The sequence below is a fragment of the Pseudoalteromonas sp. c7(2019) genome, assembly GCF_011378625.1.
In the GTDB taxonomy this organism is placed as follows: Bacteria; Pseudomonadota; Gammaproteobacteria; order Enterobacterales; family Alteromonadaceae; genus Pseudoalteromonas; species Pseudoalteromonas arctica.
On the sequence record NZ_WTKS01000009.1, the window covers coordinates 115554 to 129385 of the forward strand.

Consider the following 13832-nt stretch of genomic DNA (forward strand, 5'->3'; position numbering starts at 1 on the left):
TAATTTAAAGCACTTAGCTTGTTTTAGCTAAGTGCTTCTTTCGTGGTAAGAAACCAGTAACCAGCATAGTGCCTACAATTACAAATAGTGCGCCTAGTAATGTATTTGGCCCTATTTGCTCATCTAAAAATAAATGCCCCCAAAATATGCCAAATAATGGAATTAAAAAGGTGACAGTGAGTGCTGAAGTTGGGCCTATATCGTCAATAAGTTTAAAAAATAATATATACGCAAGGGCGGTACATACTACGCCCAGTACTAATACACCTAGCATAATGTTGGTGCTTGGTATTTCTCGTATTGGCATAAATAAGATAAGCGGTAATACCATAAAGCTCGAAGCCCACATTGAGCCATGGGCGTTATCGAATGGGACCAGTTTAGGCGCGTTTTTAGTGTAATGCGATGCAATGGCATAGCAAAGTGAAGCACTCAATGCTGCTATTATAGCCATTATAGATTGGCTATTTAATACAAAATGATTTTGCCCAACGAGTATTGCAACGCCTATTAAGCCAAGTAGTAAACCAAGCACCATACTTTTATTGGGCTTTGTTTTCGTCCATAAAATTCCAACGACAACACCCCATATTGGTGTTGTCGAATTTAAAATTGAGAGTGTGGATGCGCTAATAGTTTGAGCTGCGTAAGCAAAAAATAAAAACGGAAGAGCAGAATTAAACGCGCCTATAATAAAAAAGTGTTTTTTATGTTGGATAAACGCTAAGCGGCGTTTTAAATACAAAGCAACAATAAATAAAGTAACTGCAGCAAAGCCTACTCTAAGCTCAATTAATACCGCAGGCCCCAAGCTATTTGCTGCCATTCGCATAAATAAAAAAGAAGCGCCCCAAATAGCGGCCAGAAAAAATAATCGCAGTAAGCTTGCTAAGGTCATGATAGTATTTTAATTAAGCTGATTGGTTTTTAGAATAACAGGGTTTATAAAAAGTGTAAGCCATATTCGGAACTGGCATATAAAAATAATAAATTAAGGATAAGAATGAAAACGTTCTCAGTAGTTTCTATGGTATTTATCACTTTTTTGGGTGGATGTAATTCAAGCTCAATCAACCTTTACAGTGATACCACCATGAAAAAGAATGAATACAATGGTATTAAAGCGTATCGAAAAGGACAGTTTGAGGCCGCTTTCAATTATTTAAAAGAGCCTGCTGGGCTAGGCTATAAAAGCGCACAATACACGTTGGCGTTTATGTTTTTGAAAGGCCAATACTTGGAGCAATCTACTAAACTAGGGATGGGCTGGCTAGGCGTTGCAAAAGAAGCGGGGGTTGAAAATTGGTCTGCGCAATACGATGTATTTTACAGTGCAGCGATTGTGCAGCAAAAACAAGAAATAGACGAAATAGTTGCGTTGTATATAACGCAATTTGGCGTTAAAGCACAAAATATGACCTGTCGTCGTTCAACTTCGCCTAGGCGCACATTTGGTGAAGTTAAAATTGATTGCACTAAGCACGAAGGTATCGTTACCGAGTACGACATACAAATAATAGAATAGAGTTACGGCTTTTCTAGCTTTTTTTCAAAGTCGCTTTTAACAATATCGAGTGCTTTTAAGACCTCTTCTGGAGCAACATCGTGTTGCTCTAGTATCATAATTAAATCTACTGCAAGTTTAATATGTGTAGGGGCTTGATCAAGTGGGTTGGTCATTTAACTCTTTCTTTTTTGATATTTGACTAATGGCGACATTTATTGCTGTTTGCACACGCTGTTCCATATGTATGCGTTCTGATTGCGGTAAATAAAACGCCATATCTACATCGTAGCGAATATATCGTGGCGGGAGCTGATTTAGTACCGTACAACAAAAGTCAGCCATTACATCTTCACCATATTTTTCATCAAGTTTAAGTTTGATGATTTCTTCAACTACAATCTTTTCGTAATAGTTGTGTATATCTTCGTGTAATCGCATATTCCCACCGCTTTAAAATAATCCGTTTAACTGAGTCTATACTAAGGCTTACTATAAATCGATAGCGGCTTTAAATAGTTGTTTATGAACATTAATTAGTGAACTCAAATTACGCTGATAACCGCCGCCTAAAGCGCACATTAGTGGGATTTGATGTTGCTTACAGAAGTTGAGAACAAACAAGTCGCGCTCATATACGCCATTGAGCGATATATTAAACAAGCCTAACTCGTCTTTAGTGTAAATATCAACGCCTGCATTATACAAAATCATATCAGGGTTATGTATGCGCACGCAAAAATCGAGTGCTTGCTTTAATGTAGCAAGGTACTCATCGTCGGCTGTTTTAGCGGGCAATGCAAAGTCGTAAGTGGACTCTTGCTTATTACGAGGAAAATTTTGTTCACAATGAATTGAGCAGGTAATAATTTGGTTATGGTTTTGAGTGATTTGTGCTGTGCCATCGCCTTGGTGTACGTCGCAATCAAAAATTAAAACAGTGTCGGCTTGCTCTGTATTTATTAAATGTGCTGCTGCAATAGCTAAATCATTAAAAATACAAAAGCCACTGCCAAAATCACTATGAGAATGATGATAACCACCGCTTAAATTGAAGGTTAGATCGTGACTAAAAGCCGCTTCAGCAGCTTGAATACTCCCGCCAATAGATAAAAGAGTACGCTCTACAAGTTGTTGCGAATAGGGAAATCCCATCTTTTTAATTGCTTTATCACCTAGAGTCCCATTTAAAAAGTCATCTATATAACGTTGGCTATGACATAGCGCAAGTTGAGATACGGTTACTTTTTTAGGCTCTTGAAAGTGAATAGCCGAAACACCTAGATTTTCTATTTCGGTTGTAAGTAACTTATACTTTTGAATAGGGAATCGATGACGTTCTGCAAGGATAAGGTCTGAATACAATGGATGATAATAAAGCTGCATAGTAAAGTGCGGCTTAACGCAGCTGCTGTTTTTCTACTTGTTGTATTTTATCCTCAGTGGCAGAAATTGCTTTTCTGCAGCGGCCTAATCGAGCGTGTGTGCTTAATATTTCAAGGTTAAGCTTTTGTGCTTTAGCTGGCGAGGCTTTATCCATTTGCATTTTACGCTCTTCAATCATGAGCACTAAACGGCGTTCAAACTCATGGTTTTGTTTTAATTCGTCGTAAAGCTCGTGCGATGATTGCATTATTTTTTGTACCGCTTGCTTATAAACGGTTTGCTTAGGGCGTGGTTTATAATGGCTTTTGTTTTCTTTAACCCAAATAGGCGTTGATTTAATAACGTTGAATACAGCTTGTACCTGAGCTCCTATACGTTCAAGCGCGTAGGTATAAGCATGGCGATGCTCACTTGGCGGTAATCTTGACACTTCGTCTTCTATTTCTATTACGTAATCGACTAGGTTCATGCTTTTTGTACTAAAAACTGCGCGGTCAAACAAGCTAGGTTGCGCTTGCATGTAACGATTTTTAGAAAAAAGTTTAGCTTTATCAAATTGCTCAGCTTGTTGTTTTAGCGTTGCAACTTGTTGGCGTAGTTTATCTAAAGCCATTGAATGCATATTAAAAGTAAGCCTCGTAAATTAGTTTTAAAGCTAAAAGTATAACCATAGTATTAAATACAGGGCGAATAAATTTGCTACCAAAACGTATTGCCGAATGTGCTCCAAACCATGCGCCTAGCATAATAAAAAAGCCCATTGTTATGCCAAGTAAAAAGTTTACATGGCCGAGTGCTACAAAGGTGATGAGCGATATAAAATTAGAAACAAAGTTCATTGAACGCGCTAAACCACAATTGAGTAGCAAGTTCATTTTATAAAGCATGCCATTAGAAGCGGTCCAAAATGTCCCCGTACCTGGGCCTGCTAAACCATCAAAAAAGCCTAATGCTAAACCCTGTAACCATTGTTTTATTTTCATCGCTTTGTTTAGTTTAGGGAGTTCATCGCCTTCTGTGGTACTTAAATTACCAAATAAGCTATAAGCGGCAACTAAAATAATAATAATGGGGAGTAGTTTGTTTAAAAAATCGATACTTAAATGATCAACAATAACAGTACCTATCAATGCACCTATTGCGGTAGCAATAATAGAGGCAGCCCAAAACTTTGGACTAAATAAGTTCTTTTTATAATAAGTATAGCTTGCCGTTAACGAGCCAAAACTTGCTGCTAGTTTATTGGTGCCTAGTGTTAAATGCGGAGGTAAGCCTGCAGTTAATAAAGCGGGCACAGTTAACATGCCACCGCCACCGGCGATAGCGTCTATAAAACCTGCGGCAAGTGCAACAGCACATAAAACAGCCCAGGTTGTTGGATCGAGTGCGAGTTCAAACATTAATAATCTATTTGTCTTTTAAAAGGTGGTAGGGTGTCGAGCATGGCTTTACCGTATCGCTTAGTTACTAAGCGTCTATCGAGAATAGTAATACAGCCTTCATCACTCTCTTTTCGCAGCAGTCTACCACAGCTTTGTACCAATTTCTTTGCGGCGTCTGGCACGGTAATCGTTAAAAACGGGTTACCACCTTTGCTTTGTACAAATTCTGCTTGCGCTTCTTCTATCGGCGAAGTAGGTACAGCAAACGGAATTTTAGTAATTATTAAGTTCTCTAAATATTTCCCTGGTAAATCAAGACCTTCTGAAAGGCTTTGTGTTCCAAATAAAATACTGCCTTTGCCTTCGTCTACATTTTTAGTGTGTAATTTAAGCAACGCTTCTCGCGACATCTCACCTTGTACTAATAAGTTAAAACCTTTTGTTCTAAGAAACTTTGTTACGTGGTCCATTTGCCAGTAAGAAGCGAATAGTACAAGGTTCGCTTTTTTATCATTTAGGTACTCTGGTAAAGTTTTAGCTAGGTGATCACTAAAGTCTTTATCGGTAGGTTCTACTTTAGATACCGGAATACGTAAAGTGGCTTGTTTGGGGTAATCAAAAGGAGAAGGTACTTTAATAAATTTAACGCCTTCTTCTTTAGCAAGTCCTGTTTCGTAAGCAAAGTGATCGAACGAGCCCAGTGCACTTAATGTAGCAGAGCACAAAACAGCGCCCGCGCATTCTCGCCACAATTTATCTTTTAAGTAATAACCGACCTCGATAGGGCAGTCGCTTAATAAGTGGTCGTGATGGCTTTTGTATTCAAGGCGTTTTATCCACCGTGCATGAGGAGCACCTTCGCCTTTTTTTGCGTAACTAAACCATAGTTTGTTTAGTTGCTCTAACCGATTTATGTATTGACCGCTTTCGCCTAGTATTGGGTCGGCAACGTAAGGTTTTATGTCGCCATCACTTACATCTTGGGTAAGGGTGTCGTGCATTTTGTTTAAACAGCGCAGCGCATCTTGCGTGGCTTCGCTTATGTCTTTTGCTTTACTGTGCAGTGACTCTGGAATTTCACCGTGTTCAAAGCGATAAGTATCGTCTTTTGAGTATTCAAAGTCGGCATTATCAAGAATATCGCGAACTACTTTTAAATCTTTATTCGCGTCATTAATGCTGTCGCAAAGTTTAAAGTTTTGCCCAATAGCTCTTTGCCCCACTAAAACCTTCGCCATTTTCCCGCTAAACTTGGTGAGCTTATCAAGCCATTCTATCGTGCCTTTGATTGTTGCTGCGGCCGATGAAAAATCGCGTGTTATATGTGCTAAATGGTGCGCTTCATCAATTACATAAATGGTGTTGTCGGGCTCTGGTAAAATTTTACCACCGCCTAGGTCTAAATCGGCAAGTAATAAAGAGTGGTTAATTACCAGCACATCCATTTGCATTAATTGATTACGAGCAAGCTGAAACGGACACGTTTGATGGGCCTTCATTTGGCGTTGGCATGAATGTTTATCGCACGCTATTAAGTTCCACACTCTATCTGGTACAGTATCGGCCCAACTGTCTCTATCGCCTTGCCATTTTTTATTCACATAGGCGTTATATAGCTCATTCAAACACTTGGTTTCCATTGCGCTCAATGGTGAAATAAGCGTTGGCATAAAGTCCATTTGTGTTTGGCTATCGCCGTTTACAGCATTATGTAATTTGTGGGCACAAATATAACGATGGCGACCTTTTACTAAATCAAATTTAAAGTCGAGGCCTGAATGCTTTTTAAAAAATGGGAGTTCTTTTGCTATTAATTGTTCTTGCAGTGCAACGGTTGCGGTAGAAATAACTAGCTTCTTTTTTTGCGCCAAGGCAAGAGGCAATGCGCCTAAACAATAGGCAAGAGACTTACCGGTACCGGTGCCTGCTTCAATTACGCAAATACGCTGCTTTTTATGGTATTCGCCAGCAAGCGTTTTTGCTATTTCGGCTACAAGGTAGTTTTGACTGCTACGAGGGCGATAATCGTTTAGGTTGCTAGCCACATGCTGGTGTACTTGCCTAATTGTTTTTTTTAGTGAGTCAGAAAGCATGGGATGATTTACCTAAAGTATGTATATAATTACAGTGCTATGGATTTTAGAGTTATAAGAGTGTAACTACAAGAAGTGATGAGATTAATTTAGCAAATAAAGTATCTGAGTGTTTATTTAGGTTGAATGTATGGCTTTAAAGCATTTTGAATTAAGTAAAAACTTACATATATATGAATAAGGTTTAGTAATAATGTACTTAACAGCCGGTTTTATTGTTTCTTCTCATGCTTATGATACTGCTAACGGCATCTGCTACGAAGCGTGGTTTTGTAGTGATAAAGGGCCTATAAAAACAGTATCAGCTAACGAAAATGCGCTGTTTTTTATCAAAAGTAAAGATGCTGAAATAGTGCATAAAATATTAGCAGCTGAGTCACTTATCTTTAATATTAAAAGTCTTGAGTTAAAAAACTTTCAGCAAGAAGATATGTCGGCCTGTTACTTCAAATCACTAAAGCATTTTTATTCTGCTGCTAAAGCTTTAAAGCAACGTGGAGTTGTATTATTTGAAGAAGATATTCGACCAATAGAGCGCTATTTAATGGAGCGCTTTATAAAAGGAGGTGCTTGGGTAACGGGTAATGTTTTTTATCAAAATGGTTATACATTAGTAACAGAGGCAAAATTAAAAGCAAATGATGAGTATTCCCCAACTCTTAATAAGCTGTCGTTAGACATTGAATGTAACGAAAGTGGCGTTTTGTTTTCTGTTGGACTTGTGGGCTGTAATTTAGACTGTGTTTTAATGATTGGCGAGCCAGATAGAGAAGCTGAAAACCTAGAGTTTGATATTATTTGGTGTGTAGATGAGGCTGAGCTCTTAAAGGGATTGGAGCATTTTATTAAGCTTAGCGATCCTGATGTCATAATTGGCTGGAATGTAATTGAGTTCGATTTTTCGGTTATTCATGAAAGAGCTGAAGCACTAGGCATTAAGTTATTACTGGGTAGGGGAGATCAACCTTTATATGTTCGCAAAGGACACTTTACTCGAGTATCGATCCCTGGGCGATGTGTGGTTGATGGAATAGACACTTTAAAAAATGGTACATATAGCTTTGAGAGTTTTTCTTTAGCTAATGTTTCAAATCAAGTGTTGGGTGAGTCCAAATTAATCGACACGGCTAATAGTCTACAGGAAATTATTAGGCAATTTAATGAAGATAAGCTTTCTTTAGCAAAATATAATCGACAAGATTGTATTTTGGTAAATAAAATTTTTGATAAATTAAAGCTACTCGATTTTTCTATTATAAGAACAAAGCTCACAGGATTAGAGCTTGAAAAAAAGGGCGGCTCTGTCGCTGCTTTTATTAATATGTATTTACCACTACTGCATCGCAGCGGTTATGTTGCCCCTAATATGGGCGATCATGGACTTACATTTGAAAGCCCAGGCGGTTATGTAATGGAGTCTATTCCTGGGCTTTATAAAAATGTCATTGTTCTAGATTTTAAAAGCTTGTACCCCAGTATTATGCAAACTTTCTACATTGATCCACTCGGACTGATAGAAGGTTTAAAAAATCCAAACCAAAGTGTGCAGGGTTTTAATGAAGCCCTATTCTCGCGAGACAAGCATCACTTACCTTTACTTGTTAAAAGCTTAGCGTCCCAAAGGCAGCTCGCCAAAGACAATCAAGATCAAATGCTTTCTCAAGCAATAAAAATAATAATGAATAGCTTATATGGTGTTTTAGGCTCAAAAGGGTGCAGGTTTTACGACCCCAGGTTATCTAGCTCTATTACGTTAAGAGGGCACGAAATAATGCTACAAACTAAAAAATGGATAGAAGAGCTTGGTTATAGCGTTATTTATGGTGATACCGATTCTACATTTATTAAGTTGGATGATGATTTAACCCACGACGAGTGTAATGAAATTGGTGTGTTTTTAGCTAAAAAGATAACTACAGATTGGATTAACGAGATTAAACAAACGCACAACTTAACAAGTCATTTAGAAATAGAATTTGAATCTCTTTATAGCCCTTTCTTTTTGCCAACCATAAGGGGAAAGCTAGTTGGCTCTAAAAAGCGCTATGTCGGTAAATTAATTAAACCAAACGAATCAAAACTAGTATTTAAAGGATTAGAAACAGTAAGAAGTGATTGGACTAAACTTGCTCAACAATTCCAGTTCGACCTATTTACTAGTCTTTTTGATGGAAATTTAAATATAAATGACCTTGTTAAAGACTATACAACAAAGTTATACCAAGGTGATTTTGATCATTTACTCATTTTTAAAAAGAGATTAGGTCAAAACTTAATCGATTATAAGAAAAATATCCCCCCTCATGTTCAAGCAGTTAAAAAACACCAGAAAAAAAATAGCGAATTTACGGTTAATAGAGGTGAATTTGTTACATTCGTTTACACAACTGCTGGAGTTGAGCTGTATCAAGGCTTTCATAGCTATGACTATGCAATTTATGTAGAAAAACAGATTGTACCATTAATTGAAATGGTTGATCTTGTTTCGCACTCAAGTGTTTCTTTTGGGTTAAATTTACAAGAGAAACTTTTTTAATAACACCATAAATGGCAACATATCTGTGTTTTCATACTGTCCACATCTTATTTATTCTAGTTTATTGCGATTTTAATTATTATATTCGCAAATATTTCTTTTTCCGCAAAGGTTTGTTAACTTTTTGTTGGCTTTTTGATGATTTTTGTTTATTATTTGCTTTAGTTACTGTTAATCTTATGTAACTAAAATAATTAAATAATGATTGCTACTATAAAGTAGTGACACCAGGGAGAATCAAATGTTAAACAATCAAGTAGCTAAAGCAGTGCGTGTCGCACTTGCATTTGGTGCAGCTTCAACAGCTGTATTTTCAGGTAATACAATGGCAGCCGAAGGCGCCGATAAAGTAGAAAGAATTGAAGTAACTGGTTCACGTATCAAAAGAACTGATATGGAAGGTGCGAATCCAGTACAAATATTAACACGCGATGACCTAATTGCTTCAGGTATTGGTAACGTAGGTGACATTCTTCAAGAAATTCCTTCAGTTGCTGGTGCGGGTACTAATGCTTCTGTTAATAATGGTGGTTCAGGCGCGGTGCGTGTATCTTTACGCGGTTTGGGTTCTTCAAGAACGCTAGTATTATTAAATGGCCGTAGAATGGTTGCGTCGGGTAGCGGTGCAAACTCTTCTGTAGATTTAAGTACAATCCCTACAGCAATTATCAAGCGAGTTGAAATTCTAAAAGACGGTGCTTCTGCAATTTACGGTTCAGATGCTATTGGCGGTGTAGTTAACGTTATTACACGTGATGATTTTGAAGGTTTTGAAGCTACAGCAAGTTACGATGCTTCGACACATGGCGGTGATGGCGAAACTAAAAGCTACGATTTTACTGTAGGTTTAACAAGCGATAAAGGCAGCGTGGTAGCTAGTGCATATTACGTTCAGCAGGGTTCTCAGTCTTCTGGTGATAGAGACTGGTCTAAATTTTCTTTAGACATGGATCATACAGGTGAGCTTTCTAAAGGTGGTTCTTCAGCTCCACCATGGGGTCGTTACAACGGTATTGATGGTTCAGTAGCTGGTGAAGATTGTTCTTCTTTTACTCACGGTGCAGCTAATGGTCCTGGTCAATCAGATCCAAGCGATTTTTCTAATCCAACTGGTTATGATTGTTGGGATTGGGATAAAGATACTTACAACTTTGCGCCTGTAAACTTTCACTTAACTCCGGCTGAGCGATATGGCGTATTTGTTCAGAGTAACTATGAGTTTTCTGATCATGTTCGTTTCTTTTCAGAAGTTAGTTTAAACCGCCGTATTTCAGATACTAAGCTTGCTCCATTACCTCTAGCACCACTTGCGTTCTTTGGTGTGACAAATGCAAATTATTCTGCAGATAACTACTATAACCAACAATTTGGTCCTAAAGACAGAAATGGTGACTCAGTTGAGATTTCTGATTGGCGCCGTCGTATGGTTGAAACTGGTGGTCGAGATACTCAATTTCGCGTAGATACAGTTCGCGCAGTAGTTGGTTTTGAAGGCGATATCAATGACGATTGGGGTTATGAAGTTTCATACATCTTTGGTTCAAGTGATTCTACAACTAAACGAGCTGGTGGCGTAAACTTTGAAAAAGTTTCACAAGCCGTAGGTCCTTCATTCCAAGACGTTGACGGTAGCATTGTATGTGGAACTGTAGATGATCCTATCGCTGGTTGTACATCATTAAATGTATTTGGTATCCCAGGAACTGATACTCAAGTTACTCAAGAAATGTTAGATTTTATTTCGTTTGAAGCTCACGATTTTGGTTCAAACGAACAGCAAATTATTAGTGGTAGTGTGTTTGGTAGTGCATTTGAATTACCAGCAGGTAGTTTAGGTATGGCATTTGGTCTAGAACATCGTGAAGAGAAAGGTGGTGATTTCCCTGATGCACTAATAGCATTAGGAATTACATCTGGATCTAGCCGTCAAGAAACATCAGGCAGCTACACTGTAGATGAGGCTTATGCTGAGTTTAATGTACCGCTATTATATGACGCACCTTTTGCAAAAGTGTTAGAGCTAGATTTAGCAATTCGTTATTCTGATTATGATACTTTTGGCGATACTACAAACCATAAAGTAGGAATTAAATGGTCTCCTATGGACGGCCTTATGTTCCGAGGAACATCATCTACTGCATTTAGAGCACCTTCAACTTCTGATTTATTCTCTGGCGCATCAGATAATAGCCCTGAAGTTTCGGACCCGTGTGCTACTAACCCTACATCATTCTGTATAGCTGACGGCGTACCAGCAGCTGGTTTTGAACCTATTGGTGACCAATTATCTTCTACTCTTGGTGGTAACCCAGAGTTGCAACCAGAAGAAGCTGATATATTTACAGTTGGTGTAGTTTATAGCCCTGAGTTTGTTGATGGTTTATCTTTCACAATCGATTACTGGGATATCGAGCTAGAAAATGCAATTAGCTCTGTAGGCGAGCAGTTAATTTTAAACAAGTGTGCTGAAAGCGGTACATACTGTGATCAAATAACTCGTTATACATCAGGTATTTTAGCTGGTAACTCAAGTGATATTGATAACAGAAACATAAATGTTGGTGGTGTAGAGTCATCTGGTTACGACTTTAATGTTGCTTATACAACTGATACGTCAATTGGTTCATTATCAGCAAGCTTAGATGCAACTTACTATGACGACTACACAATAACTCAAGCCGACGGTTCAACACTTCAAAATGCTGGCTACTACCGCCGAAATAGTGGTGATGGTAACTTCCCTGAGTGGAAAACTAACTTCAATGTATCGTTAGCTCAAGAGAATTGGTCTGCAACTTATGCATTGCGTTACATTGGTGAAGTTGAAGAAAACTTTACAAATATTGACCCTGATGATTTAGCTGATGTTAACTCTTCATTTAGAACTGAAGCCGTTAATATCGGTGGTACTCTTGATTCTTATGATGTTATTAGAACCGTTGACTCACAAGTAATACACAATGTTCGCTTTAGTTACTTCCTTGATAACTACACAGCTACTGTTGGTATTAATAACGTATTTGATGAAGATCCTCCGTATGCAGCAACAGGGTTTAACGATAATACAGACCCTCGTACTTACAATACAACTGGTCGTCATATATTTTTGACTCTTAACGCTAAGTTCTAGAGTTCAGAAAAACAATAATAAAGCGCTAATATTTATAATATTAGCGCTTTTACTTTAAGGGAATAAAATGAAAAAGCTAATCGTAATAATCATTTCAAGTTTACTATTTCTATCTGGTTGTAGTTCACTGAGTGAAGACTCTCTAAGCAGTAATGAAAATATGGTATGCGAAAAAATAGCGGTGACAGGTAGTAATATTAAAAAGCGTACATGCATGTCAAAAGAGTTGGCAGAAGAAATACGCAAAAAAAACCAAGAGGCAATGAGAGAAATTAACAAAAGAGGAAATATTTACCAAGATAGGAACTAATTTTACTACTAAGTTTAATTGCAATACTTTAACTTATGTTTGAAATCTTGATGTGTTAGTACTAATAATAATGCGGACAGGTTATCTATATTAAGTAAACTATTTGCTATTAAACTTACCCCTCCTCCAGGCTACATTATTTCATTGAATTTCGACTATCTGCCAAACCTTGTTAACGTGGTAACTTTGTATTTAGTTGGTGTTTTCTGGTATTTCAATAACGTATGTTTTACAAAAATATTATATATTATTTATCTCTTCGTGAAATTAAGTGCTTGATTTAATGGCAATAAGTTTTTTAAGTGTTTGTCGTGATTTATAATTCATAGCTTATTTATTCTGAGTAACCATAAACTTTAGTTGTTCTATTTCTAGCGATAATCATTGTAGAGGCTCCCGGCAAAAGTATCTGTAAATATGAATATAGAGGGTATCCCGCATTACACTTAATAGGGGGTAACTCTTCTTAAGTACATTCAATATTAACAGTTAAGGCCGTATCAGATACATGTAGCTTATCTGATAATTTTGGATGTTTTAACTTTGATTTATCGGTTAATGTGATACTCAGATGAATGTTACCAAATTAGTAAATAAAGAGATGGTTTCAATATCATTAGAACAAGTATTAAGGAATAATATTGGCCAGTTAATAACCAAATGTTCAAGCACTACCTTCACAATTGAGTTCATAATTTCCTCTCATTAAACAAACACTCATCAGTCGATGCTCTTTTCGAGTATAAAAATGATAATGAACATTTTTACGACATATCAAAGAAAGTTTATTTATGATTTGCAGCTGGCTAGCTCAATAAATCAGGTTAAACACGATGTAGGCCAAATTACAAAATAATATAACCAAACTTATAATCTGACATGTGTACCCAATAGTTCTAAACTGAATTTTTCAAACAAATTAAATGCAGGCAGTAGTAGGTATTTACATAAAAGCCACACAGGTAGCTTGGTTATAATCTGCCTATCCTAAAAAGATCAGGATAAAATTTAAGTGATTACTTCAAAAGGTTTTTTCCACATATCTAAGTTAAAAAACATAAAATTTACAACTCAGATTGCAAAATAAGGAAGGAGTAAGTAATTATGTATGTTTACACATTAATTGGGTCCATTCCTATAATAAATTTTACAAGCATACTATAAGTCATATACTCGAAAAGACTAAAGTAATCGCATATATATCTTATTGTTAAGGTATAAAAGTGAGGTTATCTAATTGATAGTAAGGTTGTTTTTTATTTCACCTTAAATAAAAGAGACACTTTTTTAAACCTGCAGCTTTAGATATTTCTACTAAATATGAATGTTTTTATATATTTTAGTGATGCTTTGTTACAAATCTTTACAAACATTCAAGTTGTTGTTATTAAAGTATTTTATTTTAAGGTGATATAAGCTTTAAATATACACATATTACTTTTTCAATAAAATCAGCTGCTTACTGTTGATTTTATTGTAATGGTGAAAGAT

Annotated in this window: 11 protein-coding genes; 4 read left to right on the forward strand and 7 right to left on the reverse strand. The window is 36.8% G+C overall.

What is annotated here, in order from left to right:
• Nucleotides 1-13: 13 nt before the first annotated feature.
• Nucleotides 14-898, reverse strand: coding sequence for a DMT family transporter (locus GQR38_RS11795; RefSeq protein ID WP_165721637.1), 885 nt, complete (start codon nucleotides 896-898; stop codon nucleotides 14-16).
• Between the two features lie 105 nt (nucleotides 899-1003).
• On the opposite strand from GQR38_RS11795, the gene GQR38_RS11800 reads away from it, so the two are divergent.
• Nucleotides 1004-1525, forward strand: a complete 522-nt coding sequence (locus GQR38_RS11800) for a sel1 repeat family protein (protein WP_165721638.1) — start codon at nucleotides 1004-1006, stop codon at nucleotides 1523-1525.
• A 2-nt stretch (nucleotides 1526-1527) separates the two neighbouring features.
• On the opposite strand, the gene GQR38_RS11805 is transcribed toward GQR38_RS11800, so the two are convergent.
• The 6 genes from GQR38_RS11805 to dinG are packed head-to-tail and all read right to left on the reverse strand — an operon-like array spanning nucleotide 1528 to nucleotide 6365.
• Nucleotides 1528-1680 (reverse strand): DUF2496 domain-containing protein, encoded by a 153-nt coding sequence (locus GQR38_RS11805; RefSeq protein WP_076915774.1) that lies wholly within the window; start codon nucleotides 1678-1680, stop codon nucleotides 1528-1530.
• On the reverse strand, nucleotides 1664-1945 hold the full coding sequence (locus tag GQR38_RS11810) for a late competence development ComFB family protein (RefSeq protein WP_024599785.1): 282 nt from the start codon (nucleotides 1943-1945) through the stop codon (nucleotides 1664-1666). The genes GQR38_RS11805 and GQR38_RS11810 overlap by 17 nt, the downstream gene beginning before the upstream one ends.
• 51 nt (nucleotides 1946-1996) lie before the next feature.
• Nucleotides 1997-2890 (reverse strand): histone deacetylase, encoded by an 894-nt coding sequence (locus GQR38_RS11815; RefSeq protein WP_165721639.1) that lies wholly within the window; start codon nucleotides 2888-2890, stop codon nucleotides 1997-1999.
• 13 nt (nucleotides 2891-2903) lie between these two features.
• Nucleotides 2904-3512 carry a primosomal replication protein gene (locus GQR38_RS11820; RefSeq protein WP_007584039.1) on the reverse strand — a complete coding sequence of 203 codons (609 nt, stop codon included), beginning with the start codon at nucleotides 3510-3512 and terminating at the stop codon, nucleotides 2904-2906.
• Between the two features lies 1 nt (nucleotide 3513).
• Complete coding sequence (locus GQR38_RS11825) at nucleotides 3514-4290, reverse strand: TSUP family transporter (RefSeq protein ID WP_024593658.1); 777 nt, start codon at nucleotides 4288-4290, stop codon at nucleotides 3514-3516.
• On the reverse strand, nucleotides 4290-6365 hold the full coding sequence (gene dinG / locus GQR38_RS11830) for an ATP-dependent DNA helicase DinG (RefSeq protein WP_165721640.1): 2076 nt from the start codon (nucleotides 6363-6365) through the stop codon (nucleotides 4290-4292). The genes GQR38_RS11825 and dinG overlap by 1 nt, the downstream gene beginning before the upstream one ends.
• Before the next feature lie 193 nt (nucleotides 6366-6558).
• On the opposite strand from dinG, the gene GQR38_RS11835 reads away from it, so the two are divergent.
• From GQR38_RS11835 to GQR38_RS11845, 3 genes are all read left to right on the forward strand, one after another.
• Nucleotides 6559-8901, forward strand: a complete 2343-nt coding sequence (locus GQR38_RS11835; RefSeq protein WP_165721641.1) for a DNA polymerase II — start codon at nucleotides 6559-6561, stop codon at nucleotides 8899-8901.
• A gap of 241 nt (nucleotides 8902-9142) precedes the next feature.
• Nucleotides 9143-12031: a TonB-dependent receptor gene (locus GQR38_RS11840; protein WP_007584034.1), complete on the forward strand. Its 2889-nt coding sequence runs from the start codon at nucleotides 9143-9145 to the stop codon at nucleotides 12029-12031.
• A gap of 67 nt (nucleotides 12032-12098) precedes the next feature.
• Nucleotides 12099-12341: a hypothetical protein gene (locus GQR38_RS11845; RefSeq protein WP_165721642.1), complete on the forward strand. Its 243-nt coding sequence runs from the start codon at nucleotides 12099-12101 to the stop codon at nucleotides 12339-12341.
• The last annotated feature ends 1491 nt before the right edge of the window (nucleotides 12342-13832 follow it).

Excerpts from the sequence above, each read along its gene's own strand:
- GQR38_RS11795 (WP_165721637.1), bottom strand. The coding sequence starts at position 898 with ATGACCTTAGCAAGCTTACTGCGATTATTTTTTCTGGCCGCTATTTGG.
- GQR38_RS11800 (WP_165721638.1), top strand. The coding sequence starts at position 1,004 with ATGAAAACGTTCTCAGTAGTTTCTATGGTATTTATCACTTTTTTGGGT.
- GQR38_RS11805 (WP_076915774.1), bottom strand. The coding sequence starts at position 1,680 with ATGACCAACCCACTTGATCAAGCCCCTACACATATTAAACTTGCAGTA.
- GQR38_RS11810 (WP_024599785.1), bottom strand. The coding sequence starts at position 1,945 with ATGCGATTACACGAAGATATACACAACTATTACGAAAAGATTGTAGTT.
- GQR38_RS11815 (WP_165721639.1), bottom strand. The coding sequence starts at position 2,890 with ATGCAGCTTTATTATCATCCATTGTATTCAGACCTTATCCTTGCAGAA.
- GQR38_RS11820 (WP_007584039.1), bottom strand. The coding sequence starts at position 3,512 with ATGCATTCAATGGCTTTAGATAAACTACGCCAACAAGTTGCAACGCTA.
- GQR38_RS11825 (WP_024593658.1), bottom strand. The coding sequence starts at position 4,290 with ATGTTTGAACTCGCACTCGATCCAACAACCTGGGCTGTTTTATGTGCT.
- dinG (WP_165721640.1), bottom strand. The coding sequence starts at position 6,365 with ATGCTTTCTGACTCACTAAAAAAAACAATTAGGCAAGTACACCAGCAT.
- GQR38_RS11835 (WP_165721641.1), top strand. The coding sequence starts at position 6,559 with ATGTACTTAACAGCCGGTTTTATTGTTTCTTCTCATGCTTATGATACT.
- GQR38_RS11840 (WP_007584034.1), top strand. The coding sequence starts at position 9,143 with ATGTTAAACAATCAAGTAGCTAAAGCAGTGCGTGTCGCACTTGCATTT.
- GQR38_RS11845 (WP_165721642.1), top strand. The coding sequence starts at position 12,099 with ATGAAAAAGCTAATCGTAATAATCATTTCAAGTTTACTATTTCTATCT.